The 23,935-nt window shown below is 62.7% G+C and carries 28 protein-coding genes; 6 read left to right on the forward strand and 22 right to left on the reverse strand.

What is annotated here, in order from left to right; translation table 11 throughout:
• Positions 1-9: 9 nt before the first annotated feature.
• Both QMK32_RS00400 and sigE read right to left on the reverse strand, forming a co-directional pair.
• On the reverse strand, positions 10-345 hold the full coding sequence (locus QMK32_RS00400) for a hypothetical protein (RefSeq protein WP_269305175.1): 336 nt from the start codon (positions 343-345) through the stop codon (positions 10-12).
• 16 nt (positions 346-361) lie between these two features.
• The gene (gene sigE, locus QMK32_RS00405; protein WP_269305394.1) at positions 362-994 is read right to left on the reverse strand and encodes an RNA polymerase sigma factor SigE; all 633 of its coding nucleotides are present in this window, start codon (positions 992-994) and stop codon (positions 362-364) included.
• A 272-nt stretch (positions 995-1,266) separates the two neighbouring features.
• Between sigE and QMK32_RS00410 the strand changes: the two genes are divergently transcribed.
• Positions 1,267-1,899, forward strand: a complete 633-nt coding sequence (locus QMK32_RS00410) for an O-methyltransferase (RefSeq protein WP_179142219.1) — start codon at positions 1,267-1,269, stop codon at positions 1,897-1,899.
• Between the two features lie 27 nt (positions 1,900-1,926).
• Here QMK32_RS00410 and glgC read toward each other — a convergent pair whose 3' ends face one another.
• Positions 1,927-3,141, reverse strand: a complete 1,215-nt coding sequence (glgC, locus tag QMK32_RS00415; protein WP_283472332.1) for a glucose-1-phosphate adenylyltransferase — start codon at positions 3,139-3,141, stop codon at positions 1,927-1,929.
• A 76-nt stretch (positions 3,142-3,217) separates the two neighbouring features.
• Here glgC and glgA point away from each other — a divergent pair, with 76 nt between their 5' ends.
• Complete coding sequence (gene glgA, locus QMK32_RS00420) at positions 3,218-4,393, forward strand: glycogen synthase (protein ID WP_283472333.1); 1,176 nt, start codon at positions 3,218-3,220, stop codon at positions 4,391-4,393.
• Here glgA and QMK32_RS00425 read toward each other — a convergent pair.
• From QMK32_RS00425 to QMK32_RS00455, 7 genes are all read right to left on the reverse strand, one after another.
• Entirely contained in the window at positions 4,363-5,214 is an 852-nt protein-coding gene (locus tag QMK32_RS00425; RefSeq protein WP_283472335.1) for a methyltransferase domain-containing protein, read from the reverse strand. The two genes, glgA and QMK32_RS00425, sit on opposite strands and share 31 nt — an antisense overlap.
• An 87-nt stretch (positions 5,215-5,301) precedes the next feature.
• Positions 5,302-5,469, reverse strand: coding sequence for a DUF3117 domain-containing protein (locus tag QMK32_RS00430; protein ID WP_084346353.1), 168 nt, complete (start codon positions 5,467-5,469; stop codon positions 5,302-5,304).
• A gap of 98 nt (positions 5,470-5,567) precedes the next feature.
• The gene (locus QMK32_RS00435; RefSeq protein WP_283472339.1) at positions 5,568-6,176 is read right to left on the reverse strand and encodes a DNA-3-methyladenine glycosylase I; all 609 of its coding nucleotides are present in this window, start codon (positions 6,174-6,176) and stop codon (positions 5,568-5,570) included.
• Entirely contained in the window at positions 6,173-6,460 is a 288-nt protein-coding gene (locus QMK32_RS00440) for a DivIVA domain-containing protein (protein ID WP_269305165.1), read from the reverse strand. Before QMK32_RS00440 ends, QMK32_RS00435 begins: the two co-directional genes overlap by 4 nt.
• 29 nt (positions 6,461-6,489) lie before the next feature.
• On the reverse strand, positions 6,490-7,422 hold the full coding sequence (locus tag QMK32_RS00445; RefSeq protein ID WP_283472342.1) for a glucosyl-3-phosphoglycerate synthase: 933 nt from the start codon (positions 7,420-7,422) through the stop codon (positions 6,490-6,492).
• A complete protein-coding gene (folP, locus tag QMK32_RS00450) occupies positions 7,419-8,279 on the reverse strand; it encodes a dihydropteroate synthase (RefSeq protein WP_283472343.1) in 861 nt (286 codons plus the stop codon). The genes QMK32_RS00445 and folP overlap by 4 nt, the downstream gene beginning before the upstream one ends.
• Complete coding sequence (locus QMK32_RS00455) at positions 8,276-8,728, reverse strand: ester cyclase (RefSeq protein ID WP_283472344.1); 453 nt, start codon at positions 8,726-8,728, stop codon at positions 8,276-8,278. Before QMK32_RS00455 ends, folP begins: the two co-directional genes overlap by 4 nt.
• 55 nt (positions 8,729-8,783) lie before the next feature.
• Here QMK32_RS00455 and QMK32_RS00460 point away from each other — a divergent pair, with 55 nt between their 5' ends.
• A complete protein-coding gene (locus QMK32_RS00460) occupies positions 8,784-9,422 on the forward strand; it encodes a TetR/AcrR family transcriptional regulator (protein WP_283472345.1) in 639 nt (212 codons plus the stop codon).
• On the opposite strand, the gene QMK32_RS00465 is transcribed toward QMK32_RS00460, so the two are convergent.
• The 4 genes from QMK32_RS00465 to dapE are packed head-to-tail and all read right to left on the reverse strand — an operon-like array spanning position 9,419 to position 13,680.
• Complete coding sequence (locus QMK32_RS00465) at positions 9,419-11,194, reverse strand: long-chain-acyl-CoA synthetase (protein WP_283473129.1); 1,776 nt, start codon at positions 11,192-11,194, stop codon at positions 9,419-9,421. The two genes, QMK32_RS00460 and QMK32_RS00465, sit on opposite strands and share 4 nt — an antisense overlap.
• A 57-nt stretch (positions 11,195-11,251) precedes the next feature.
• On the reverse strand, positions 11,252-11,806 hold the full coding sequence (gene log, locus QMK32_RS00470; RefSeq protein WP_283472347.1) for a cytokinin riboside 5'-monophosphate phosphoribohydrolase: 555 nt from the start codon (positions 11,804-11,806) through the stop codon (positions 11,252-11,254).
• Positions 11,803-12,540 carry an LOG family protein gene (locus QMK32_RS00475; protein ID WP_283472348.1) on the reverse strand — a complete coding sequence of 246 codons (738 nt, stop codon included), beginning with the start codon at positions 12,538-12,540 and terminating at the stop codon, positions 11,803-11,805. Before QMK32_RS00475 ends, log begins: the two co-directional genes overlap by 4 nt.
• 42 nt (positions 12,541-12,582) lie before the next feature.
• Positions 12,583-13,680, reverse strand: a complete 1,098-nt coding sequence (gene dapE, locus QMK32_RS00480; RefSeq protein WP_283472350.1) for a succinyl-diaminopimelate desuccinylase — start codon at positions 13,678-13,680, stop codon at positions 12,583-12,585.
• 187 nt (positions 13,681-13,867) lie between these two features.
• Here dapE and dapD point away from each other — a divergent pair, with 187 nt between their 5' ends.
• Positions 13,868-14,821, forward strand: coding sequence for a 2,3,4,5-tetrahydropyridine-2,6-dicarboxylate N-succinyltransferase (gene dapD, locus QMK32_RS00485; protein ID WP_084346032.1), 954 nt, complete (start codon positions 13,868-13,870; stop codon positions 14,819-14,821).
• Between the two features lie 16 nt (positions 14,822-14,837).
• On the opposite strand, the gene QMK32_RS00490 is transcribed toward dapD, so the two are convergent.
• Both QMK32_RS00490 and QMK32_RS00495 read right to left on the reverse strand, forming a co-directional pair.
• Entirely contained in the window at positions 14,838-15,290 is a 453-nt protein-coding gene (locus QMK32_RS00490) for a 6,7-dimethyl-8-ribityllumazine synthase (protein WP_283472353.1), read from the reverse strand.
• 11 nt (positions 15,291-15,301) lie between these two features.
• The gene (locus QMK32_RS00495) at positions 15,302-15,721 is read right to left on the reverse strand and encodes a DUF1810 domain-containing protein (RefSeq protein ID WP_283472354.1); all 420 of its coding nucleotides are present in this window, start codon (positions 15,719-15,721) and stop codon (positions 15,302-15,304) included.
• A 106-nt stretch (positions 15,722-15,827) separates the two neighbouring features.
• Here QMK32_RS00495 and QMK32_RS00500 point away from each other — a divergent pair, with 106 nt between their 5' ends.
• Positions 15,828-16,466 carry a CHAP domain-containing protein gene (locus tag QMK32_RS00500; RefSeq protein WP_283472355.1) on the forward strand — a complete coding sequence of 213 codons (639 nt, stop codon included), beginning with the start codon at positions 15,828-15,830 and terminating at the stop codon, positions 16,464-16,466.
• 4 nt (positions 16,467-16,470) lie between these two features.
• Here QMK32_RS00500 and QMK32_RS00505 read toward each other — a convergent pair whose 3' ends face one another.
• Positions 16,471-17,886 (reverse strand): acyl-CoA synthetase, encoded by a 1,416-nt coding sequence (locus tag QMK32_RS00505; protein WP_283472356.1) that lies wholly within the window; start codon positions 17,884-17,886, stop codon positions 16,471-16,473.
• Positions 17,887-17,888: 2 nt separating this feature from the next.
• Here QMK32_RS00505 and QMK32_RS00510 point away from each other — a divergent pair, with 2 nt between their 5' ends.
• Positions 17,889-18,284: a hypothetical protein gene (locus tag QMK32_RS00510; protein ID WP_269305145.1), complete on the forward strand. Its 396-nt coding sequence runs from the start codon at positions 17,889-17,891 to the stop codon at positions 18,282-18,284.
• A 34-nt stretch (positions 18,285-18,318) separates the two neighbouring features.
• On the opposite strand, the gene QMK32_RS00515 is transcribed toward QMK32_RS00510, so the two are convergent.
• The 5 genes from QMK32_RS00515 to QMK32_RS00535 form a co-directional block, all read right to left on the reverse strand.
• Entirely contained in the window at positions 18,319-18,936 is a 618-nt protein-coding gene (locus QMK32_RS00515) for a LysE family translocator (protein ID WP_283472358.1), read from the reverse strand.
• Between the two features lie 53 nt (positions 18,937-18,989).
• On the reverse strand, positions 18,990-20,093 hold the full coding sequence (gene dapC / locus QMK32_RS00520; RefSeq protein ID WP_283472360.1) for a succinyldiaminopimelate transaminase: 1,104 nt from the start codon (positions 20,091-20,093) through the stop codon (positions 18,990-18,992).
• A gap of 2 nt (positions 20,094-20,095) precedes the next feature.
• Positions 20,096-20,419 carry a ferredoxin gene (gene fdxA, locus QMK32_RS00525; protein ID WP_084346039.1) on the reverse strand — a complete coding sequence of 108 codons (324 nt, stop codon included), beginning with the start codon at positions 20,417-20,419 and terminating at the stop codon, positions 20,096-20,098.
• A 150-nt stretch (positions 20,420-20,569) separates the two neighbouring features.
• Positions 20,570-21,307, reverse strand: a complete 738-nt coding sequence (locus QMK32_RS00530; RefSeq protein ID WP_283472362.1) for a hypothetical protein — start codon at positions 21,305-21,307, stop codon at positions 20,570-20,572.
• Between the two features lie 2 nt (positions 21,308-21,309).
• Complete coding sequence (locus QMK32_RS00535; protein ID WP_283473130.1) at positions 21,310-23,874, reverse strand: bifunctional FO biosynthesis protein CofGH; 2,565 nt, start codon at positions 23,872-23,874, stop codon at positions 21,310-21,312.
• Positions 23,875-23,935 lie beyond the last annotated feature (61 nt).

The raw sequence follows: 23,935 nt of genomic DNA on the forward strand, positions 1-23,935 counted from the left end.
GCGCACAGGCTACCGACGACGCCTGCGGATACCCACAACGGAGGTGACGATCGCGCGTTTGCTGCGGCTGATCGCGTCCTTGGCCTCGGTTGGCTCGCACATCGGAATCTGGCTGAGCAGACCGCGAAGCGAGTGGGGCATGGACAACTCGCCCGAGCCTTGCAACGCACTGCGCGCCTGCTGTTGAGCATCCACCTCGGCGGCGCACTCGTGACACTCGGCGATGTGGTGAGCGGCTCGTAAGTAGGCAGTCATTCGTAGTTCGCCGTCGACGAAAGCGGCAACTGCTTCACTGGCCAGATGCTCTGTCGAGCTGAACTGCCGTGGCTTGCGGGCCTGCGTCATCCAACCCTCCTGGTAGCTACTGGACACTTGCGTGATCCGAGTCGACCTTCCCGTGTACTCGAAGATACTCGCGAAGCGCCGCGCGTCCACGGTGGATTCGACTTCGGACGGTTCCGAGCTTCACCCCGAGTGTTGCACCGATTTCTTCGTACGACAGCCCTTCGATGTCGCACAGCACGATTGCGGCGCGAAACTCCGGCGCCAACGAGTCCAGCGCGGACTGCAGATCGGGGTCGAGGCGTGCGTCGTGGTAGATCTGTTCCGGGTTCGGGAGCTCGGAAGGGACCCGGTCATAGTCCTCGGGCAGTGCTTCCATTCGAATTCGATTGCGTCGACGGACCATGTCGAGAAACAGGTTCGTGGTGATGCGGTGCAGCCAGCCTTCGAACGTGCCGGGCTGGTAGTTCGACAGCGAACGGAACACACGAATGAAAGTGTCCTGTGTGAGATCTTCGGCATCCTGCGCGTTGCCGGACAGCCGGTAGGCCAAGCGGTAGACGCGGTCGCCATGCTCGCGAACGAGCTCGTCCCAGGACGGCATCGTGTTCGTTTCGCCGGTAGCGTCGAATGCGGCGGTGCCGCTCAGATCCGCTACCGCAGCAGAATCGGCGGACTCGGGCAATCGAGCTGTGTCTCGATCTCCGTTGATCTTGTAGATAGTTGGATCCTCCTGCTCAGGACCACGTTGGTGTAGCTCCCGTGCCGTGTACAACCTGCGGCTCCGCCGAGATGTTCCCGCGTGTGTCTTCTCGATCAAGCGATCTCCATTAGCTTGTCGTATCCGCGTGTGTCCACCGTGTGAAAAAGCTGAGGTGCCGCTGAGAAAGTGGCAGGCAGATCGACCGAGTCGCTCCGCAGGCTTCGCTGCAGATCGACCGAGTCGCTCCGCAGGCTTCGCTCCTGCCACGATAGCCTCGGCATGTGCTGACAAATGCCGAGAAGTTGCTCACCTACGCCGAGGAGTCCGTGCAGGAAGACGAGATCCTCGTCAATGCACGCGAACGCGCGGACGATCTCGGCGCCGCACCCGTGCCGCCGTCCGTCGGGGCGGTGCTGAGCATCTTCGCGCAGATGCTCGGCGCCAAGACCGTAGTCGAGGTCGGAACGGGCGCCGGAGTGTCCGGCCTGTGGCTGCTCGACGGCATGCGCGAGGACGGCGTGCTCACCACCATCGACACCGAACCCGAGCACCAGCGCGCCGCCAAGGAAGCGTTCCGTGCCGGGGGTATCGCGCCGTCTCGAACGCGCCTCATCAACGGTTGGGCGCTCGATGTCCTCCCCCGCCTCGCCGACGACACCTATGACTTGGTGTTCATCGACACCAGTCCAGTGGACCATCTGCATTTCGTACAGGAGAGCGTGCGACTACTTCGACCCGGCGGAGTTCTGGTGCTGCACAACGCCCTGCTGGGCGGACGGGTGCCCGACTCCACCCAGCGTGACGCCACTACCGTCGCCGTCCGTGCCGCCGCCCGCGCCATCGCCGAGGACGACCGCCTCACGACAGTCCTACTCCCCCTCGGCGACGGGCTGATCTGCGCCTCACGGAGCTAGATTTCAGGGCAGCTCGATCCGGGGCTGCTAGATCCAGATGCCTTTGCCGACGGTGACGATGCCGCCGGCGGAGACGTTGAAGCGTTCCTTGTCGCGCTCGACGTCGACGCCGACGATTTCGCCGTCACCAACGACGACGTTCTTGTCCAAGATTGCCCGGCGAACGACCGCACCCTTGCCGATTTTCACCCCGGGCATCAGGACACTGCCCTCTACGGTCGCGCCACTGTCGATCATGACGTTCGAGCTCAGAACCGAATTGCGAACCGTTGCCGCCGACAGGATGGAACCTGCGCCCACAATGGATTCCTGGGCGAGACCGCCCTGCACGAATTTTGCGGGTGGAAGGTTTTCCGCGGCACTGCGAATGGGCCAGCGACGGTTGTAGAGATTGAAGATCGGATGCACGGACACCAGATCCATGTGCGCGTCGTAGAACGCGTCGATGGTGCCGACGTCACGCCAGTAGCCTCGGTCGCGTTCGGTGGCACCGGGAACGACGTTGTCGTTGAAGTCGTACACCGACGCCACGCCCGCCTCGACGAGCGCCGGGATGATGTCACCGCCCATGTCGTGGTCGGAGTCGGAGTTCTCGGCGTCGGCTTTGATGGCGTCGATGAGCACCTTGGTGGTGAACACGTAGTTGCCCATCGAGGCATAGGTGACGTTCGGGTCGTCGGGCGTCCCCGGTGGGTGCGCCGGCTTCTCGAGAAACTGGGTGATGTTGCCGTTCTCGTCGGAGTCGATGCAGCCGAATGCATACGCTTCGCTGCGCGGAACCCTGATGCCCGCCACTGTGACGCCTGCACCCGAATCGATGTGCTGCTGGACCATCTGTTCCGGATCCATGCGATAGACGTGATCGGCGCCGAAAACGACGATGTACTCGGGGTCCTCGTCATAGACGAGGTTGAGTGACTGGAAGATCGCGTCGGCGCTGCCGGTGTACCAGCGTGGGCCGAGTCGTTGCTGCGCCGGTACCGGCGTGATGTATTCCCCCGCGAAACCCGACAGGCGCCAGGTTTGCGAGATATGACGGTCCAGCGAGTGGGACTTGTACTGAGTCAGCACGCACAGCCGGAGGTATCCGGCGTTGACGAGATTACTGAGCACGAAGTCGATCAGTCGATATGCGCCACCGAATGGGACGGCGGGCTTGGCTCGATCGGCGGTCATCGGGTACAGACGTTTACCCTCACCGCCTGCCAGCACAATGCCTAGTACGTGCGGTTGTGTCCTCACGTGCCCAACCTATCCGCACCAGATGAACCTCGCCAGCAGTACACGCGGTTCGCACAAGGAATGTAGGTTTACAGGTGTGCGCGTGGCGATGATGACAAAGGAATTTCCGCCAGAGGTCTACGGCGGCGCAGGTGTACATGTGACCGAGCTATCGGCACAGTTGAGATCCCTGTGCGAGGTCGACATTCACTGTATGGGGGCGCCGCGCGATACCGCGCAGGTTCACGATCCCGATCCTGCATTGGCAGGGGCCAACGCGGCCCTGACGACGCTGTCCGCCGAACTACGGATGGCCAACGCTGCGGCCGGCGCCGATGTCGTGCACTCGCACACCTGGTACACCGGGCTTGCCGGGCATCTCGCGGCCGAACTGTACGGCGTGCCACACATTCTCACCGCCCATTCACTCGAGCCTCGCAGGCCGTGGAAGGCCGAGCAACTGGGCGGCGGTTATCGTATCTCCTCCTGGTCCGAACGCAACGCTGTCGAATACGCGGATGCGGTCATCGCGGTCAGCGAGGGCATGGCCAAGGATGTTCTCGACGCCTATCCGCGCCTGGATCCCAGCCGAGTCCACGTGGTACGCAACGGCATCGACACCAAGAATTGGCATCCAGGTCCAGCGGCGGACTCCGCGGATTCCGCGCTGGCAGAAATCGGCGTCGACCCGAACAGGCCGATGGCGGCGTTCGTCGGACGCATCACCCGCCAGAAGGGTGTCGGCCACCTCATTGCGGCAGCGCATCATTTCGACCCGTCCATTCAACTGGTCCTGTGCGCGGGCGCGCCGGACACCCCGGAGATTGCCGCAGACACCGAGCGAGCAGTCGCCGAACTCGCCGAGACCCGATCGAATGTGTTCTGGGTTCGCGAGATGCTACCCACCGAAAAGGTCCGCGAAATACTTTCGGCGGCAGACGTATTCGTGTGCCCGTCGGTGTACGAGCCTCTCGGGATCGTCAATCTCGAAGCCATGGCCACCGAAACTGCCGTCGTCGCATCCGACGTCGGGGGCATTCCCGAGGTGGTCGACGACGGTGTCACCGGACGCCTCGTTCACTACAACTCCTATGAGCCACAGGTATTCGAACGCTCCTTGGCCGACACCGTCAACGCTGTCGCGCTCGACCCGAAGACTGCGACGGCGATGGGCAAAGCTGGTAGAGCGCGGGCCGTCGCCGAATTCTCGTGGGCTGCCATCGCGCAGCAGACGATCGACGTCTACAACGCAGCGCTGGCCAGGGCGCGGTAAGTTCCGACGGTCACCGAGGCCGTTACCTCGGCTGTGTCGGGCAAGGCTGCAATTGCAGTGCGGCGCGAGGCATCTGTGGAGTGCCGCGCCGACGGGCCCATCCCCACAAGGCTTGCGATGCTCACATGATCGAGCGCCATCGTGAACTCGATGCGGGTAGCGTCCAGCTGCTCGAAGCGGCCGGCGAGCGATTCTCCGAGGCGCCGGGCCTTGTCCTCGTCGACACGGAGGAGGCCGAGGGTTTCGATCAGTTCCTGCTGATGATGTTCGGTCGGCGTGACGACGACCAGAACTCCGTTCGGAGCGAGAATGCGTCGTAGCTCAGCGGCGTTCCGCGGCGAAAACACGCAACTGACCGCGTCGATCGATCCAGTACGCACCGGCAGTGGTTGCCATACGTCGGCCACGACGGATCCCAGTCGTGGATGCGCACGAGCTACTTTTCTGGCGGCCGGCTTGGAGACGTCGATTCCGACGCCCCTCATGCGCTCGAACGTCTCGAGTACTGCCGCCAGATAGTGTCCGGTACCCGCGCCCACCTCGAGCACGGTGGCAGGATCGTGTGCCGACATGGCCGCAGCTACGGCCGCGATGATCCGATCGAAGTGTCCACTCTCGAGAAACTCCGACCGCGCGTCGATCATCTCGGCGGAATCACCGACGATCTTGCCCGCGTTTCCCGCCAGCAAACTGACGTAGCCCTGACGTGCGACGTCGAAGGTATGCCCACGCTCGCACCGCACGACACGACCATCGCCGATGGCTTCGAGATCCGAGGTGCAGTGCGGACACACCAGTAGATCCATGACTTCGCTCAGCATTTATGTTCTCTCCGTATGGACTGGCATCACCACAAAGCCCCGTTCGCCGACTTCGCGCACGGGGCTATGGGCAGAAAAGAACAACAGCTATCCGGTGACGCCCCTCAATTCCTCACCGAGTGCTGCTGCCTCGTCTGGGGTGAGTTCGACGACCAGGCGCCCACCGCCTTCCAGCGGCACCCTCATCACGATTCCTCGTCCCTCTTTGGTTGCTTCGAGGGGACCGTCTCCGGTCCGGGGCTTCATAGCCGCCATCCTCTGCTCCCTCCAGATCTGCGCCACACTGCACTGCGCCTCGGCCAAAAAAGATTTCTCGCCGCAGGGCGAGAAAGGTTCTTGATCACTATTCTTCCCTATCGAGCCCGATATCGGGAACTGGAGTCGGTATTGAGGGCCGGCACCAGACAGCCAGACAGGTGATCGTCCACCATTCCGGTGGCCTGCATCAGTGCGTAGGCCGTTGTCGGTCCGAAGAACCGCAGGCCACGGCGCTTGAGGTCGGCGGCCATCGCCGTCGACTCCGCGGTCACCGCCGGCACCTCCGAGGCGTCGACGAGCCGGCTCGGTCGTGGCGGGGTCACGAACGACCACAGCAAAGTATCGAGATCGGTTCCAACCAGGTCGAGGACGACCCGCGCGTTGGCTATCGTTGCGGCGATCTTGGCCTTGTTGCGGACGATGGAGGCATCGGCCATCAGTCGGGCGACGTCGTCCTCGCCGAACCGAGCGACTCTCTCCGGGTCGAAACCCGCGAACGCGCGCCGGAAGCTCTCGCGTTTACGCAGGATGGTGATCCAGGACAGTCCGGATTGAAACGATTCGAGGCACAGTCGCTCGTACAGGGCATCCCGGCCGTGCACTTCCCGGCCCCATTCGGTGTCGTGATACTCCCGATAGAGGTCGTCGGCCGTAGCACCCCATGGACAGCGCAGTAGCCCGTCGGGTCCGGGTACCGCCGTCATTCCTCGGACTTCGCTGCCAGAGCAGACCTCAACAGGTCGATCTCGGCACCCAGCCGGTCGAGAGCCCAGTCGACTTCGCTCTGCTTGTAGCCACGCACCGTTTGCTGGAATTTCAGCGTTCGTACATCGTCACCGGTCACACCTTCTGCGGGCAGCACCGTAGCGGTGGTGCCTTCGGGCAGTGGTTCGAATTCTTCACCGCGTCCGAACACCACGCTTGCCACGAAGAAGAGCAGGGCTGCGATCACGGCGATGATGACGACGTAGAGAAGTAGCGTCAGCATGGATCGATAGTCTCACGCAGCCCTGCCATTCACACGTGCAAGGTGTTGATAGCCGGTCGGTCCTCCAACGAGACCTCGGTCGAGAACGGGACGAACGAGTCACCGTCGACGCGGAACTGTGTCAGCCCGGCTCCCGAGTCCGGGATGCCGCATCGCCCGAGCATGGTGCCGACAATCTGACGACTCATGGCACCGAGTTCGACGAGCGGACGGTTCCGATGCTTGCGTACACCGAGGTTGACCTGGCCGATGGCGTCGAGGCCGAGCCGATCGTAGGTATCGAGCAGCAGTCCGATCTCGACGCCGTAGCCGGGTGCGAACGGGACGGCAGACAACAACTCGCGGGTTCCCGCGTACTCACCACCGAGCGGTTGGATCACGCTGGTCAATTCTGGACGCATAGCTGCCAGCAGGGGGCGGGCGACGAGCTCGGTGACCCGTCCTCCACCGTTGGCGTCCTCGCCGCCGCTCACCCGTAACGGGCGCCGGTAATACCCCTTCACCAGGTGGATTCCCTCGACCGTCAACAACGGCCCCAGCAGCTTCGGAACGAAGGCCGGGTCGGGGTTGATGAGGTCGGAGTCCACGAAGACGATGAGATCGCCGGTCGACGCTGCGACTGCGCGCCACAACACTTCGCCTTTGCCTGGCACGGGTTCGAGTCCTGGAATTGCTTCCTCTCGACTGATCACCCGTGCACCGGCTGCCCTTGCACGTTCTGCGGTGGCGTCGGTGGATCCGGAGTCCAAGACGATCAGTTCGTCGACCAAGCCTCCCAGCAATGGGTGGATCGTGTCGATGACCGCGGCCACGGTCTGTTCTTCGTCGAGGGCTGGTAGAACCACCGAGACGGTCCGGCCCTTCTTCGCTGCTTCCAGCTCCGCCAGAGACCACGACGGTTCATCCCAACTGTGCGAGGCTGCCCACGATTCCCTCACAGCCGTTCGGTCGGCCAACGTCATGCGAGCCCCCTGATGGTTCGTTCGGGAATCCTCGTCCCCAGAATTGCGGCAACCATGTCCACGACTCTTCTGGTCGATGCGACCTCGTGCACTCGGAACATGCGAGCTCCGCCTGCTGCGGCCAATGCTGTCGCTGCCAATGTTCCCTCCAACCGGTCGGCGAGTTCTACACCTAGAGTCTCGCCTATGAAATCCTTGTTACTGAGCGCCATCAGCACTGGCCATCCGGTGTTTACAAGAACGTCCACTCGCCGCAACAACTCGAGCCCGTGATAGGTGTTTTTTCCGAAATCGTGGGTCGGATCGATCAGAATCGAGTCGCGGCGAACTCCGGCGGCAAGCGCCGCTTCTGCTGCTTTCGTCACTTCGGCGACGACATCGGCGACGACATCGGTATATCGGACGCGGTGCGGACGCGTGCGTGGCGTCGCCCCTCCGGTGTGTGAACACACGATCCCGACGCCCTCTTCCGCCGCGACTGCAACGAGATCGGGATCAGCCCCTGCCCAGGTGTCGTTGATCAGATCTGCACCGACTCCGCACGCGAGCCTTGCTACCTCGCTACGCCAGGTATCGACACTGATCAGCAGATCGGGGTACTCGCCTCGAATGGCTTCGACGAACGGAATCACGCGGCGAATTTCCTCGGCCGCATCGACCACATCACCGGGTCCGGCTTTGACGCCGCCGATATCGACCATGTCCGCGCCCTCTGCGACAGCGCGATGCACCGACGCCATGGCCGCGTCGTCGGTGAAATTCGCACCTTTGTCATAGAACGAATCCGGGGTGCGGTTCACAATCGCCATGACGAGTGCACGGTCGGTGGCGACCGGTTTGCCGCAAAGGGTGCTCATGAATCAATAGTGGCATCCCTTCGCACACCGACACCTTCGCGCAGCTGAACTCGGACTGCGTCGGCGCCCACGTCGGCCCAATGACGAACCCCGCGCCCCTGTTCGTCGAGTTCGATGATGTGGAACTGCTCGATCACCACCGGGACCCCTTCTGCTGGGATACCGAACAGTGGCGTGCCGGTATGTGTTCCGCGCATCTCGACTCTTGCGGCCAGGCGGTCGCCTTCACCGAACAGGTCCATCACGGACACCTGCAGGTCCGGCATTGCCGATCTGAACATGCCGATCGCACCCTCGAGATGTGCCGCCATGTCTGGTTCGTCTGCACCGAACGGATGCCGATCCACTGCGGTAGGGGCCAGTGCTACGCCGACCACCGCCAAGTCACCTTTTCCGAATCCGTCTTCGAACACACTCCTGACTCGCAGCTTGGCTTGCTGAATATCCATGAGGTCCTCAATTCGTTCCAGTAGCACTAGGATTAATATGTCTATAGTGGAAGCAATGAGCGAAGACGTCAAGAGGGTCTACAACTCTGCAGTTCGTCGAGACCGAGCCGCAGCAACACGCCTACGCATCACCGATTCGGCGCGCGCACTCTTCCTCGAACGCGGGTACGCCACAACCTCGGTGCCTGCCATCGCAGCGGCGGCCGAGGTCTCACCCGACACGGTCTTCCACATATTCAGAAGCAAAAAAGAGCTGCTGAAAGTGTTGGTGGACCTCGATATCGGCGGAGACGACGATCCGACGCCGATCCTGCAGCGCGGCCCCGCCCTCGCCGTCCGAGACGAGCCGGATCAGCGGGCACAGATTCGACTCTTTGCACATGGGATCGCCAGGCAGGTAGCCCGCATCCGCGAAATCGACGACATTCTGCTCAGTGCCGCAGGGGTAGACGCCGACATTGCCGCTCTCCGCGCGGACATCCAGGATCGCCAACGCAAGGCAGCGATGACCGAGATCGCGTCGTGGATCGGCGAACGTGGCCCACTGGCCGTCGACATCGACACGGCGGGCGGCACGATCTGGGCGCTGACCAGTCCCGAGATGCACCGCATGCTGTGCGACCGCTCGGGCTGGTCGACGGACCGGTTCGGCCAGTGGCTGGAAAACACACTGACCGCTTCGCTTCTTCCCTAACCCTTGGGGGCCTTGCCTGCAGCTACCTCGTCGACGTATCCGTCATACGCCTTGTCGTACCCCCCGGACTTGCCGCGGAGTACGTACAGCTCGGCCTCGGGGTCATCGCCGTAGCCGAGTTTGCGAAGGGCAACCTTCTGGCTCTTGAACGTCGAGGTCTGCTCGAGACTGTCCACGACACGGACGAACAGCGGAACCGCGTACGAGGGCAGTTTGTCGTAGAGATGCTCGGCGACCGATTTTCCATCGAAGCTCTCCCCGTCACGCAACGTCACCGCAGCCATCCCTGCCTTGCCGTCGGTTCCTTCGATGTCGACGCCGTAGACGACCACACCGTCCACCGACGGGTGACCGCCGAGCGCGCCCTCGACCTGCGTAGTCGCGACGTTCTCGCCCTTCCACCGAAAAGTGTCACCGAGTCGGTCGACGAACGCGACGTGCATCCAACCCTGATTCCGGACCAGGTCTCCGGTGTCGAACCAGCAGTCTCCATCTTTGAACCCGTCTCGGACGAGTTTCTTCTCCGTCGCCTGCTCGTCCGAGTATCCGTCGAACGGCGCGCGGTCGGTGACCTTGGACAGCAAAAGACCTACCTCGCCGCTACCGACCTTGCGAAGCCGGCCGTTACTTCCGCGCTTCGCCTCGCCCGACTCCTCGTCGTACTCGACGACGGCATACGGCAGTGGGCAAATGCCGGCGGTCTTCTTCATGTTCAATGCGTTGATGAACGCGATATTGCATTCGCTCGCGCCGTAGAACTCCGCCACGCGCGAGATTCCGAAACGCTCGGTGAACTCTTCCCAGATCTCGGGCCGTAAGCCGTTGCCGACGACGAGCTCGATCGTGTTGTCTCGGTCGTCCGGCCGCTTCTCCTGAGTCAGTAGGTAGCGGCACAATTCGCCGATGTAGGTGAACGCGGTCGCCTTGTTGACCTTGACGTCTTCCCAGAAGTTGCTGACCGAGAACTGTTTACCGATGGCCATCGCCGCGCCGCCGGTGAGCACCGATGACAGCGTCACCGTCAGTGCATTGTTGTGATAAAGCGGCAGGCAGCAGTAGATGACGTCGTCTTCGCGCAGCCGCACACCCATGTTGCCCAGCCCGGACATCGACTTGAGCCAGCGGAAATGGCTCATCAAACTTGCCTTCGGGAGGCCGGTGGTGCCGGAGGTGAAGATGTAGAAGGCGTTTTCCTTGGCCTGGATCTCCGCAGTCACCGACGGATTGTCCGCACTGGCCCCGGCCGCGAGTTCGGCAAGCTCCCTCATCGGCAGCACCACGCCCGCCTCGGGAGCGTCGTCCAACGAGTCGAGCGCTTCCTGAGCGTTCTCGTCGAGGACCAGAACGGTCGCCGACAGGATGCCGAGACTGTGCTCGAGGACGTCGCCCCGCTGGTTGTAGTTGAGCATTCCTGCGGTAGCGCCGAGCTTGACGGCAGCGAGCGCCGCGAAAAGCGCCTCCGGCCTGTTCTTGCTGAGTACACCGACCACGTCGCCGCGCTTGACGCCCAGGTCAGTGAACACGTGCGCATACCGATTGACCATCGAGTTGGCGTCGGCGTACGACACCGATTCACCTTCGAATCGCACGAAGGGGCGGTCTCCGCACTTGGCAGCAGCATCCTGAAACACCAGGCCGATCGAGGCCTTGTGATGAGGTTTGCGAGTAAAGCCCAGGACACCGCGCAGCAGGCTCGGCACCTCCGTCACCATTTTCGGCAACGCGACCGCGAGGTCGGTCAGTCCAATCTTCTGACGGGCGTCGACAGCCATGTACTCCCCTTCGAGCGATGTGATCCCCATTACCTTACTCCAGAGTAACCTTAGGTTTCATCGAGGAGAACAGGCGGCTAGCGCATCGGCCACGGTCGCTGTCCTGATCAGCTTGTCCAGTGCCCGTTGTTGAACGAAGCCCGTCGAGGACAGCCCGTCGAGCCACTGCAACAGACCCGCGTAGTGGTCCGTTGGATCCAGTAGTACGACTGGCTTGTCGTGCATGCCCAAATACCCGGCCGTCCAGGTTTCGAACAGTTCCTCCAGCGTTCCGATGCCACCGGGTAGCGCGATGAAGGCGTCGGCCCGGTCTTCCATGATTTTCTTACGCTCACGCATGGTGTCGGTGACGATCAATTCATCGGCATCGACGTCGGCGACCTCGCGATGAACGAGAGCTTTCGGGATGACTCCGACGGTGAAAGCGCCTGCAGCGCGGGCTGATTCGGCTATCGCCCCCATCATTGAGACGTTTCCGCCACCGGAGACCAACTGCCATCCCCGTTGGCCGATCGCGGTACCGAGCTCGCGCGCCAACTCGAGAAACGACGAATCCACCGGCCCCGACGCACAGTAGACGCACACCCTGTTGATTGCGACCGCTTCGCTCACTCCGACTCTCCGCAAACACTGTTCACGATCTGCACTGCTTCCTCGACACTGTCGGTGCAACGGATCAAGTCCAGGTCGGCCGGGGAAACCTTGCCTTGCGCGACCAACGTGTCCTTGATCCAGCTGATAAGACCTGACCAGAATTCTGTGCCGATCAGCACGATCGGAAAGCGAGTCACCTTGCCCGTCTGCACCAGCGTGAGAGCCTCGAACAACTCATCGAGAGTGCCGAAACCACCTGGGAGACAAATGAATGCCTGGGAGTACTTCACGAACATCGTCTTCCGGATGAAAAAGTACCGAAAGTCGATACCCAGATCTACCCAGTCGTTGAGGCCTTGCTCGAAGGGCAGCTCGATGCCGAGCCCGATCGAGTAGCCGTCGGCGGTACTCGCGCCGCGGTTCGCAGCTTCCATGATCCCAGGGCCGCCGCCGGTGATGACCGCAAATCCCGCTTTCGCCAACGCACTTCCGAGCTCGCGGGCAGACTTGTACTCATCGTGATCACGCGGGGTTCGGGCCGAACCGAACACCGTGACCGCCCTCGGCACCTCGGCGAGAGCGCCGAAACCCTCCACGAACTCACTCTGAATCCGAAGCACCCGCCACGGGTCGGTGTGAGTCCAGTTTCCTGTTCCGCGCTGATCGAGCAATCGTTGATCGGAGGTCGATGATTCGGTGTTGCGTCCGCGACGCAACGTCACCGACCCCATGTGCCTTGCTGGCGTCTCCATGTTTTACAGGCTATCCGGCCCATCTACCATCGGGACCACAGGTTATCCAGTGGTCAGGTATCCCCGTAGAACAGCCGTGACATTCGTGATCTGATCGGTAGGCACCCGCTCGTCGCGCTTGTGCGCCAAGTTGGGGTCTCCAGGTCCGTAGTTGACCGCCGGAATACCGAGCGCCGAGAACCGCGACACGTCGGTCCAGCCGTACTTGGCGCGAAACCGCCCACCGGCCGCCTCGATCAGCGCCGCAGCAGCAGGTGCGGCGAGTCCAGGTAACGCACCGGGTGAAGAATCGGTGACCTCGAATCCGAGATCGAGCCCGTCGACGACGTCACGAACGTGCTCGATCGCCTGCTCGACACTCCGATCGGGGGCGAAGCGGAAGTTCACATCCAGCTCGGCTGCGTCGGGGACGACATTGCCTGCCACGCCACCGGAAATACGGACAGCCTGCAGACCTTCGCGGTACAAGCAGCCATCGATATCCACCTCTCGCGCACTGTATGCAGCCAACCTGTTGAGAACAGCACCAAACTTGTGAATTGCGTTGTCCCCCAGCCATGATCGCGCACTGTGTGCTCTCGTCCCAACCGCCGAAAGCCGCACTCGCAGCGTGCCCTGGCAACCCGCCTCGATGAATCCACCGGACGGCTCGCCCAGAATCGCCACGTCGGCCGCGAGCCACTCCGGCAGCTCACGTTCGATCCGCCCCAATCCATTGAGCGCAGCGTCGATCTCTTCACAGTCGTAGAACACCAGCGTGATGTCGTGCGCGGGCTCTTCGATCGTGGCGGCGAGATGAAGAAAGACGGCGTCACCCGACTTCATATCGACCGTGCCACAACCATGCAGAACATCGCCCTCGACCCCGTCGCGTTCACGTCTGCTCGGCACATTGTCGGCAATCGGGACGGTATCGAGGTGACCGGCGAGCATCACGCGACTGGGAAGTCCACGATCGGTGCGCGCAAGGACCGCATTGCCGCTGCGGATGATCTCGAATCCGACCGTCTGCTCACGCAGCGCGGCCTCCACCGCATCGGCGATCACCGACTCCGCCCGCGAAACACTGGGTATGTCCACCAGCGCCGCTGTCAGATCGATGGGGTCGGAATGCAGATTCAAAGCCGGGTGCGAACTCACCGTACGAGACTACTTCCAGGCCATCCCCAGGCTCCACTCCCGCCTACCCAGGTCATTCCGCAGGCTCCACTCCCGCCTGTTCAGGGCGAACTTCGCCGTGCCCTCGGCCGACCCTACGGGCCTGCGGCGCACGCCCATCGCCCTCGCGCTTCTGCCTTCGACGACGCACGCCGTATCCTCGGTACCTGTGAGCGCACAGGGAGCATCAGCAATAGGCATTGCCAACATCACCACCAGTGGAGTCGTCCTCGACACCTGGTACCCCAGCCCCGAGCTGGGCGGAAACGGGCCAGTCGGCACCACACGACTCGAGGGGTCGGACATCCCCGCCGAGTTCGCCGCCCTCGTCGGACCGGACGAAGCTCGCGGAGTCGACGTCGTCGCCGTCCGGACCACCATCGCCTCGCTCGACGACGCACCGATCGACGCGCATGACGTCTATCTGCGCCTGCATCTGCTCTCGCATCGTCTCGTTCAGCCGCACGGGCTCAGCCTTGACGGCCAGTTCGGCTTTCTTGCCAACGTCGTATGGACCAACTTCGGACCGGCAGCGGTCGACGGTTTCGAGACGGTCCGCACTCGCCTTCGTGCACGTGGCCACGTCACGGTCCTCAGCATCGACAAGTTCCCCCGTCTCGTCGATTACGTCGCGCCGTCCGGCGTTCGGATCGCCGACGCCGATCGGGTCCGTCTGGGCGCGCATCTGGCCAGCGGAACAACGGTCATGCATGAGGGATTCGTCAACTTCAACGCCGGCACACTCGGCAACTCGATGGTCGAAGGCCGAATCTCGGCCGGAGTCGTCGTCGGTGACGGCTCCGACGTCGGCGGTGGCGCTTCGATCATGGGCACACTGTCCGGCGGCGGCAAGAACGTCATCTCGGTCGGCGAGCGTTGTCTACTCGGTGCCAACTCCGGACTCGGCATTTCCCTCGGCGACGACTGTGTCGTCGAGGCAGGCCTCTACATCACCGCGGGAACCAAGGTCACCGGCCCGGACGGCACCGTCGTGAAGGCTGCGACGCTCAACGGAAACAGCAATCTGTTGTTCCGTCGAAATTCAGTTTCAGGTGCCGTCGAGGTCGTGCCGTGGAAGGGCACCGGCGTCGAACTGAACGCCGCGCTGCACGCCAACGACTAGATGGATCGAAGGGAGACTAGATGGTTCGAAGGGAGTCGAGGGTCGTCACCACTGCGCGTGCCGCCTCGACTCCCTTGCGCTTCAGATGTGCGGTGAAGAACGCGGCGTGATCGGCGTGCTCGTGAAAGTGGTGGGGCGTCAGCACTACGGAGAACACGGGCACGTCGGTATCCAGCTGGACTCGCATCAGGCCGTCGATAACCGCAGATTCGACGAATTCGTGCCGATAGATTCCGCCGTCCACGACCAGTGCAGCAGCCACGATTGCCGAATATTTACCCGTGCGTGCCAAACGCTGGGCGTGCAACGGAATCTCGAAGGCACCTGGAACCGCGAACTGGACGACCGAAGCTTCCGAATAGCCCTGCGCCACCAACTCGGAAACGAATCCCTGGCGCGCGCGGTCGACTATCTCACTGTGCCACGTCGCTTGGATGAAGGCGATGGACCCCAGTTGCTCGTTCGTCATGAAAGATGATGTTAGTCGTCGAGCAGATCGATAGTTCGCTCGTCCGGCTTACCGTCGTAGTACTTCTGCAATACTTCGCCGAAAATCGGAAAGCCAGGGTCGACTTCGGCGAACAAGGTCATCGACGACTGCAGCTTCAGATCGTCCGGATATCCGAAAATATCTGCGGCGGTCCCGTCAGCGATCTTCACCACCATCGCGGCGGCCTTCCGCAATCTAGGCCCCAGCACTTCGTGGGAGAGGTACATCTGCGCTTCCACGCGGTCTGCGATACCGAAGTGTTGAGCCGTCGCGCTCCGTCCGAGTCCAGCGAGTTGTGGGAAAACGAACCACATCCAGTGGGTGCTTTTGCGGCTGGCTTTCAGCTCGGCGCGGACGGTGTCCCACACCGGATCCTGCGCGTCGACGAATCGCTGTAGGTCGTAGTCCATCTGGAGCCTTCCGAAGAATTTTTGGTCGAAACAGCTTCGTCGCGGGGCCGACAATAGCAGCTCGGCCTGCGCACTCATCCGGCTCGGAGGCCGATACACTCCGCAGATGGGTAACGACGGGGTCGACACCGCATCTGTGCGCGCGCAATCGGGGAGTACCTCACCGGCCCCGCGCACGAACCGTCGAAAGTTGGCGTGGGTAGCCGGAGTTCTTGCCGCCACCGTGTTGTTGGCAGCGGGCGTGTTGTGGTTGGCGCCGAGTAGATACTTGCCGTGGGATACCACTGCTTTTCCCGATGTCGACGCTTCGGGTCTGTCTTCGGAGCAGGCCGAGGTCGTCGAACTTCTCCGCACCGAACACAGCCGACAGAACCCGGGAACGTTCTACTCCGATGGTGTCGAAGAAGCGTGGTGCGCAAACTTCGTCAGCTGGATCATGCGTGAGGCAGGACAGCCACTGAGCAACCCGAATTCCGGGAGCTGGCGGATCCCCGGCGTGTACACGCTGACCGAGTACTACCAAGACGAGGACAGATTCGAACCGAAGGGATACATCCCGGCGGTCGGGGACGTCGTGCTCTACGACAACAGCAGTTGGATCGGTCAGCACACCAACATCGTCGTAGCGATCGACGGAAACACAGCCACCACGGTAGGTGGCAACGAACTCGGAAAGATCCGCGTACATACCGTCGACGTATCCAATGATTCGGCCGTCGTAGGCTTCGGTCGCCTCGTCGAATAACCGCTCAGCCGAGATGCTTCTTCTGAACCTTGCCCATCGCGTTGCGTGGCAATGAATCCACGATGCGAATTTCCCTCGGCCGCTTGTGAATCGACAGTTCCCTCGCGACGAGATCGATGAGAGCCGACGGTTCGACGCCGGTGCCGACGACGAATGCGACGATGCGCTGACCGAGGTCATCGTCCGGAAGGCCCACGACGGCGACCTCGTCGACGCTCGGGTCCCCCAGCAGAACGGTCTCGATCTCACCGGCACCGACGCGATAGCCACCGGTCTTGATCAGGTCGGTGGATGCGCGTCCGACGACGCGATGGAATCCGTCCGGGCCGATGACCGCCACGTCGCCGGTGTCGAACCAACCGTCCTCGGTGAAGACCTTCGCCGTCGCCTCCGGGTTGTTCAGGTAGCCGGCGAACATCGTCGGACCGCGTACCTGCAGCGCTCCGATCGACTCCCCGTCGTGTGGGAGCGTCTCCCCCGCCTCGCTCACGATTCGTGTCTCGACGCCATCGACCGGCACTCCCACGGAGCCGGGCCTACGTTCTCCGTCGGCGCGGGTGCTGATGGTGATCAGTGTTTCGCTCATGCCGTAGCGCTCGATGGGCGCCTGGCCGGTCAGTTCCTTCAGTTTCTCGAACACCGGCACCGGTAGAGGCGCACTGCCGGAGACGAGTAGCCGGGCATGCGCGAGGGCTGTCGCGGACGTCTCGTCGGCGGCGATGCGGGACCATACCGTCGGGACACCGAAATACAGTGTCCCTTTGGCGGCGGCATACAGCTCGGGAGTCGGTTTACCGGTGTGCACGAGCGGACTGCCGACGCGCAGCGGACCCAGTACTCCGAGGAGCAGGCCGTGGACATGGAACAGCGGAAGGCCGTGCACCACAGTGTCCCGGGATGTCCAGTTCCACGCCTGCGCTACCGCGTCGATGCCGGCCGCGATCGCTTCGCGCGACAACAGGACGCCCTTCGGCGGGCCGGTCGTGCCGGAGGTGTACAGAATGAAAGCGATGGACGACGGGTGTGGATCCGGGTAGCTGTGCCAGGACCTGGCGTGCTGACGAACCGGCAGGACCTCGAGGCCCGCCGTGTCCTCGGGCGCCTCGCCGAGCCATGCCTGCGCACCGGAGTCTCGCAGCATGTGTTCGCGTTCGGCATGCCCAGCATCGGGCGGAATCGGCACCACCGTCACACCTGCAATCAGCGCACCGACAACGGCAAGCACAGTCTTGACGCTGGGAGTTGCGAGAACTGCCAGGCGTTCTGCCCGCGAGATCCGCTCGGCGACCGACGTCGCGGCGCCGAGAATGTCACCGCGGGACAAGGAGACACCGCCGATCGTCACAGCGTCGGCAATATCGTCTCCGCGAGCGACGGCGAGTGGATTCAATGATCGAAGCAGCACATGGTTACCGTACATACATGGATGCCGACGGAATCGACACCGGCGACTACGCCGAGTACATGACGGTGCCCGCCGGAGACCTGCAGCCCGGGGTCTATTTGATCGGAACCGATGCCGACCAGGAAATCGCTGATGAGGAAGATCTGGGCGACGACCTGGACAACGAAGACGATATCGAGGTCGCGCACATCAGCGACGGTGCTCCTCGGCTGGTCTATTCGGTGCAGTCCGACGATTTCTGGACACGTGTGGAACTCGCAGACCTGCGGGCCGCCCAGATCTACGAGGAAGCGAATGCACGCAATCCGGCGGTCAATGCTGCGCCCAAGCGGTTCACCACGGTCGAGGCTTTCGGCAGCAATGAACTGGTCTACATCCTCCGCATCAGGCGGGGTGGTTGGGACATCGCCTGACCCTCGAGTCGGGTTCGATCACGGTACCTTTGCCCTACACCGAGGACGCGACTGTGCCGATCCCGAGGGCCGCGAGGATTCCCGCACTGATGCGATCGAGCCAGTCGGTCACCTTCGGTCGCCGCAGCAGCACGACGGCACGCGAGGCGACGACCGAGAAGACGCCCATGACGAGTGCGGCGACCACCACTTCCACGACTCCGAGTGTCATGGCTCCGGCGAACGTGACCACGGTCAGGAACTGAGGAACGACAGCGAGATAGAACAGCCCGACTTTGGGATTGAGTGCGCACGAAAGGACACCGGCACCGAAGGCTGACCGAGCCGAGGCCACGACGGGCACCATCGGCTCACCGTCGACCTTCGTCTTCCTGCGCGCCATGAACGCACGTACCCCGAGGTACAGCAGGTACAGCCCACCGAGGATCTTGATAATTCGGTACACGGTCGCAGACTGCTCGACGATGGCCGCGAGTCCGACGGCAACCAGCACTGCCCAGAACAAACCGCCGAGTGCGACGCCCATGGCCGCTGCAATTCCGGGTCGCTGCCCTCCGATGCTGTATCGAAGCACGAGGAACGAATCCGGTCCAGGAAGAATCGCCAGCAGGAAGCACACACCTGCAAAGCTGAGCAGCACACTGACGGTCATGGACTGAATGGAAACACCCAGGCCAGACAACGCGCAACTGGATACTCGCGAGCCTAGGCCGTCAACCGCTCCGCCGCAGTCTGGATACGCTCGTCGGTGGCGGTCAGCGCGATACGGACGTGCTGGGATCCGCGGGGACCATAGAACTCACCCGGTGCGGCAAGGATGCCGCGTTCGGCGAGCCAGTCGATGGTGTCACGGCAGGGTTCGCCGCGGGTGGCCCAGAGATACAGCCCGGCTTCGGAGTGATCTACTTCGAACCCGGCTGCTCTGACGGCGGAGAGCAGTGTGGTGCGACGGGCACGGTAGCGCTCACGCTGGATGTTCTCGTGCTCGTCGTCGGACAAAGCCGCAGTCATCGCAGCTTGAATCGGCAACGGCATCATCATTCCCGCGTGTTTGCGGACTTCGAGCAGTTCGGTTACCAATTTCTGGTCGCCGACGACGAAGCCTGCACGATAGCTGGCGAGATTGGACGTCTTGGAAAGTGAGTGCACGGCAAGAAGATTCGTATGGTCGCCATCGCTGACACGGGGGTCGAGGATCGACAGCGCCTCACCTTCCCAGGTCAGGCCGAGGTAGCACTCGTCGGACACGACCACGGCGTCGCGCTCACGGGCCCACCCGACAACTTTGCGGAGGTGCTCCAGGCCCAGTACCTTGCCGCTCGGGTTCGCAGGAGAGTTCACGAATACGAGCGATGCGCGCTCGGGCCCGAGTCGATTCAAGCCGTCGGCACGAATGATGCGCGTACCCGCAAGGAGGGCTCCGACTTCGTAAGTCGGGTAAGCCAGTTCGGGGATGACCACCAGGTCGCGGTTACCGAGACCGAGAAGGCTCGGTAACCAGGCGATCATTTCCTTGGTGCCGATGGCAGGCAGAACGGCATCGACGCCGATCCCCGTTATGCCGTACCGCCGCCCCAGCGCAGCAACTGCTGCTTCACGCAACGCGAGCGTGCCGACTGTCGTCGGGTAACCGGGGATGTCGGATACCGATGCCAGCGCAGCACGAATGATCGGTGCAACTGGGTCGACAGGAGTGCCTACCGACAGATCCACTATTCCGTCCGGGTGCGACTGTGCCTTGTCTTTCGCGGCAGTCAGTGAGTCCCAGGGAAAGTTGGGCAGGCCGGACGCGACGGAAATACGTGCCAATGTCAGCTCTCACCCATGGGAGGCAACGCCTTGATGAACGGTGGGTCGAAATCGGTCTTGCCGAGCTTCGCGGCCCCACCGGGTGAACCCAGATCGTCGAAGAAATCGACGTTCGCGCTCACATAGCCACTCCACTGCTCCGGTACGTCGTCCTCGTAGAAGATGGCCTCGACGGGGCAAACCGGTTCGCATGCACCACAGTCGACGCATTCGTCGGGGTGGATGTACAGCATGCGGCCACCTTCGTAAATGCAGTCCACCGGGCATTCTTCGATGCATGCCTTGTCGAGTACATCCACGCACGGTTCCGCAATCGTGTACGTCACTGCTGGCTCCCACCCTTTCCAGTAATCGGCACCGAAAGCGTTGTTCACTGCTTGCAGTGCCCTGAGAATCCTAGTATCGCGTCGTAGATTTACGACAATCCGCGCAGGGTGTCCTCACTGTGACACTCGGATCATCCGAGAACCCCCGCCCTAGCCTACGTGGCTCGGACTTTCGGCGTTCGCGTGAACCCAACCGATCCCCTGTTTGGCAGCTCGGGAGAGCGCACCACGTTCCCCGATGTAGCTTGCCACGCCGCCGACCAGCGGAATCGCGGAAAGAACACGGTAGATGCCACGGCTGTGCGGACGCTTGGCCAGCTCGCTCGATACGTCCCTCAGCACGGCCGCGACGTCCCACATCGCATGCAGTAGCGCGAAGGGTCCGCACTCGCGCGTCGGTGTCGGTGTCGATGAGGTATCGGGCTCGGCGCCGTCGCGATCGACCTCACGGCCGCACAGTACGGACGCGAGCATGCTCACGTGCGCCGACCGGTCCGTCACTCCGTTCTCTCTGGCGACGGCAACGAGAACCATCGCCTGGTTCGCGAAGCCGAGCAGATCCTGCAACGGCAGCCGGTTGACCAGTACACCGAAGACGCTGGGGAATGCAACGGCCACGGTGTTGACGGCACCGATCCGCGCGACCCACCACCACGAGCGGGCCTGCGCATCGAGCTCGAGCCATGCTGCCGTCCCTGGGAAGTCGGTGGCGTTCAGGGTTTTCGCCAACGTGTCGAGCACGGTGTCGATGGCGGTGTCTTCAGCGGTCGGTGTTCGAAACGTTCTCGCCTTCAGTCCTACCGGATCACGTTCGGCGAGAACGTCGAGAACAGGGTCGATGATGGCCACGGCCCGGTCGAGGGCTGTGACGACTGTGCGATTGTCCATGCTCAGACGACTCCCACTGCGGGGAACTTGTCGACGAGACCGTAGGTCGTGGTGCGTTCACGAGCAGGACGACCGATCCCGTTCGCAATCTCGTGGAGCTCGGCGACGGTCTTCTCCGATCCGTTCTGGCTTCCCGCCATCCGCGAAATGGTCTCTTCCATCAACGTGCCACCGAGGTCGTTCGCGCCCCCGTTGAGCATCGCCTGAGTGCCGGTGATGCCGAGCTTGACCCACGAAGTCTGGATGCTGTCGATACGTCCGTGCAGCATGATCCGCGCCAATGCATGCACTGCGCGGTTGTCACGGTTGGTCGGGCCGGGACGCGACGCTCCGGCTAGATACAGCGGCGAGGACTGGTGCACGAACGGAAGTGGCACAAACTCGGTAAATCCGCCTGTCTTGTCCTGTATTCCCTTGAGCACGTTCATATGACCGACCCAGTGCGACGGATTGTCGACATGGCCGTACATCATCGTCGAGCTCGATCGCAGGCCTACTTCGTGTGCGGTGGTGACAACTTCGATCCACTCCGCTGCAGGCAACTTGCCCTTCGTCAACACCCAGCGAACCTCGTCGTCGAGGATCTCCGCTGCAGTACCGGGAATGGTGTCCAGCCCCGCGGCACGAAGTTCGACAAGCCAATCGCGAATCGACTGCCCGCCTCGCGAAGCGCCGTTGACGATCTCCATCGGAGAGAACGCATGAACGTGCATCGACGGCACCCGCGCTTTCACAGCGCGCACCAGGTCCGCATAACCGGTGACCGGCAGTTCCGGGTCGATACCGCCCTGCATGCAGACCTCGGTTGCACCGAGAGCGTGCGCCTCCCAGGCGCGGTCCGCCACTTCGGCCGTGGACAGCGTGAACGCATCCGCGTCGCCCTTGCGCTGCGCGAAAGCACAGAACCGACAGCCGGTGTAGCAGATGTTGGTGAAGTTGATGTTCCGGTTGACGACGTAGGTGACTGTCTCGCCGTTAACCTGCCTGCGCAGGTCGTCGGCGAGGGCTGCGACGGCGTCCATGCCGGTTCCCTCGGCCGTAGCGAGCGCCAGGTACTGCTCGTCGGACAGACCCGCGGGATCCTTTTCGGCCGCTCGGAGCGCGGCCACCAGGTCCCTGTCGACGCGTTCGAGGCCGGCCAGATCGCGTACCTGCTCCCGGATGGACTCCCAATCCCCGAATGCGTTGTCCAGGTCACTACGTGTTTCGGTGTTACGCCCCTCGGTGTCGATCTCGGTGTTGAGATCCACTCGGCCCGAGGACACCCACTCCTCGTCCGGCTCCTGCCACGGAAGCCCCGTCGGGAGGACGCCGTCACGCGCCATTCCGGTCTTAGGATCTGCCAGTGAATTCACGTGCGCGGAGATACGCGGATCGATCCACGGCGCGCCCGCGAGAACGTATTGCGGTTGCGCTGCTGTGCGCTCGGTCAGCGTGTATCCGGCGGCCTCCGACAGCTCCGCCAACGTGTCGAGATTCGGCCACGGCCGTTCCGGGTTCACGTGATCGGGAGTCAGCGGAGAGACGCCACCCCAGTCGTCGACGCCCGCGCCGAGCAACGCAGCGGTCTCTTCGACGGCAACGAGGTTCGGTGGTGCTTGAATACGCATCGACGGCCCGAGCACCACCCGCGTGACCGCGATGGTTGCGAGGAATTCCTCCATGCCCGCGTCGGGCATATCTCGCATCACGGTGTCGTTCTTGGCGAGAAAGTTTTGCACGATGATCTCTTGCACATGACCGAAGGCCTTGTGCACCTTACGAATAGCCATGATCGACTCGGCTCGATCGCGGATGGTCTCCCCAATTCCGACGAGGATACCGGTGGTGAACGGGATGTTGAGGCGTCCTGCATCGGTCAGAGTTCGTAGCCGAACCTCGGGATCTTTGTCCGGGCTGCCGTAGTGAGCCTGACCTTTTTCCTCGAACAGTCGGCGGGAGGTCGTCTCGAGCATCATTCCCATCGACGGCGCGACTGGCTTGAGGCGAGAGAGTTCTTGCCAGCTCATGACGCCAGGATTGAGATGGGGAAGCAATCCGGTTTCTTCTAGAACTCGGATCGACATGGCCCGGACGTAGTCCAGCGTGGAGTCGTAACCCCTGGAATCGAGCCATTCCTTGGCCTCGGGCCAGCGATCTTCCGGCCGGTCCCCGAGGGTGAACAGTGCTTCTTTGCATCCTAGTTCCGCGCCTTTGCGCGCAACCTCGATGATTTCGTCGGGATCCATGAACAGTCCGTGGCCTTCGGCGCGCAATTTTCCTGGCACCGTCACGAACGTGCAGTAATGGCATTTGTCCCGGCACAGGCGAGTGATCGGAATGAACACCTTGCGCGAGTACGAGACCGTTTTGGGGCGGCCCGCCGACTCGAGACCCGCATCCCGCACCCGCGACGCCGAAGTGCAGAGGTCCACCAGGTCGTCACCGCGTGCGTGCAGCAGCACCGTCGCTTCGTCGACGTTGAGCGATACCCCGTCGCGGGCGCGTCGTAGAACACGACGCATTGAGGAGGGGGCGGGGACCTTTTCTGGTTCGGGAGCAGCGGCGGTTACAGGATCAGGCAGCATGGTCACCCGTCGATCATGCGCCACCGACGGGTCGGCGTGCCACCGTAGGTGGTCGGAGTGG

Source organism: Rhodococcus sp. H29-C3 (genome assembly GCF_030063405.1).
Lineage (GTDB): Bacteria > Actinomycetota > Actinomycetes > Mycobacteriales > Mycobacteriaceae > Rhodococcoides.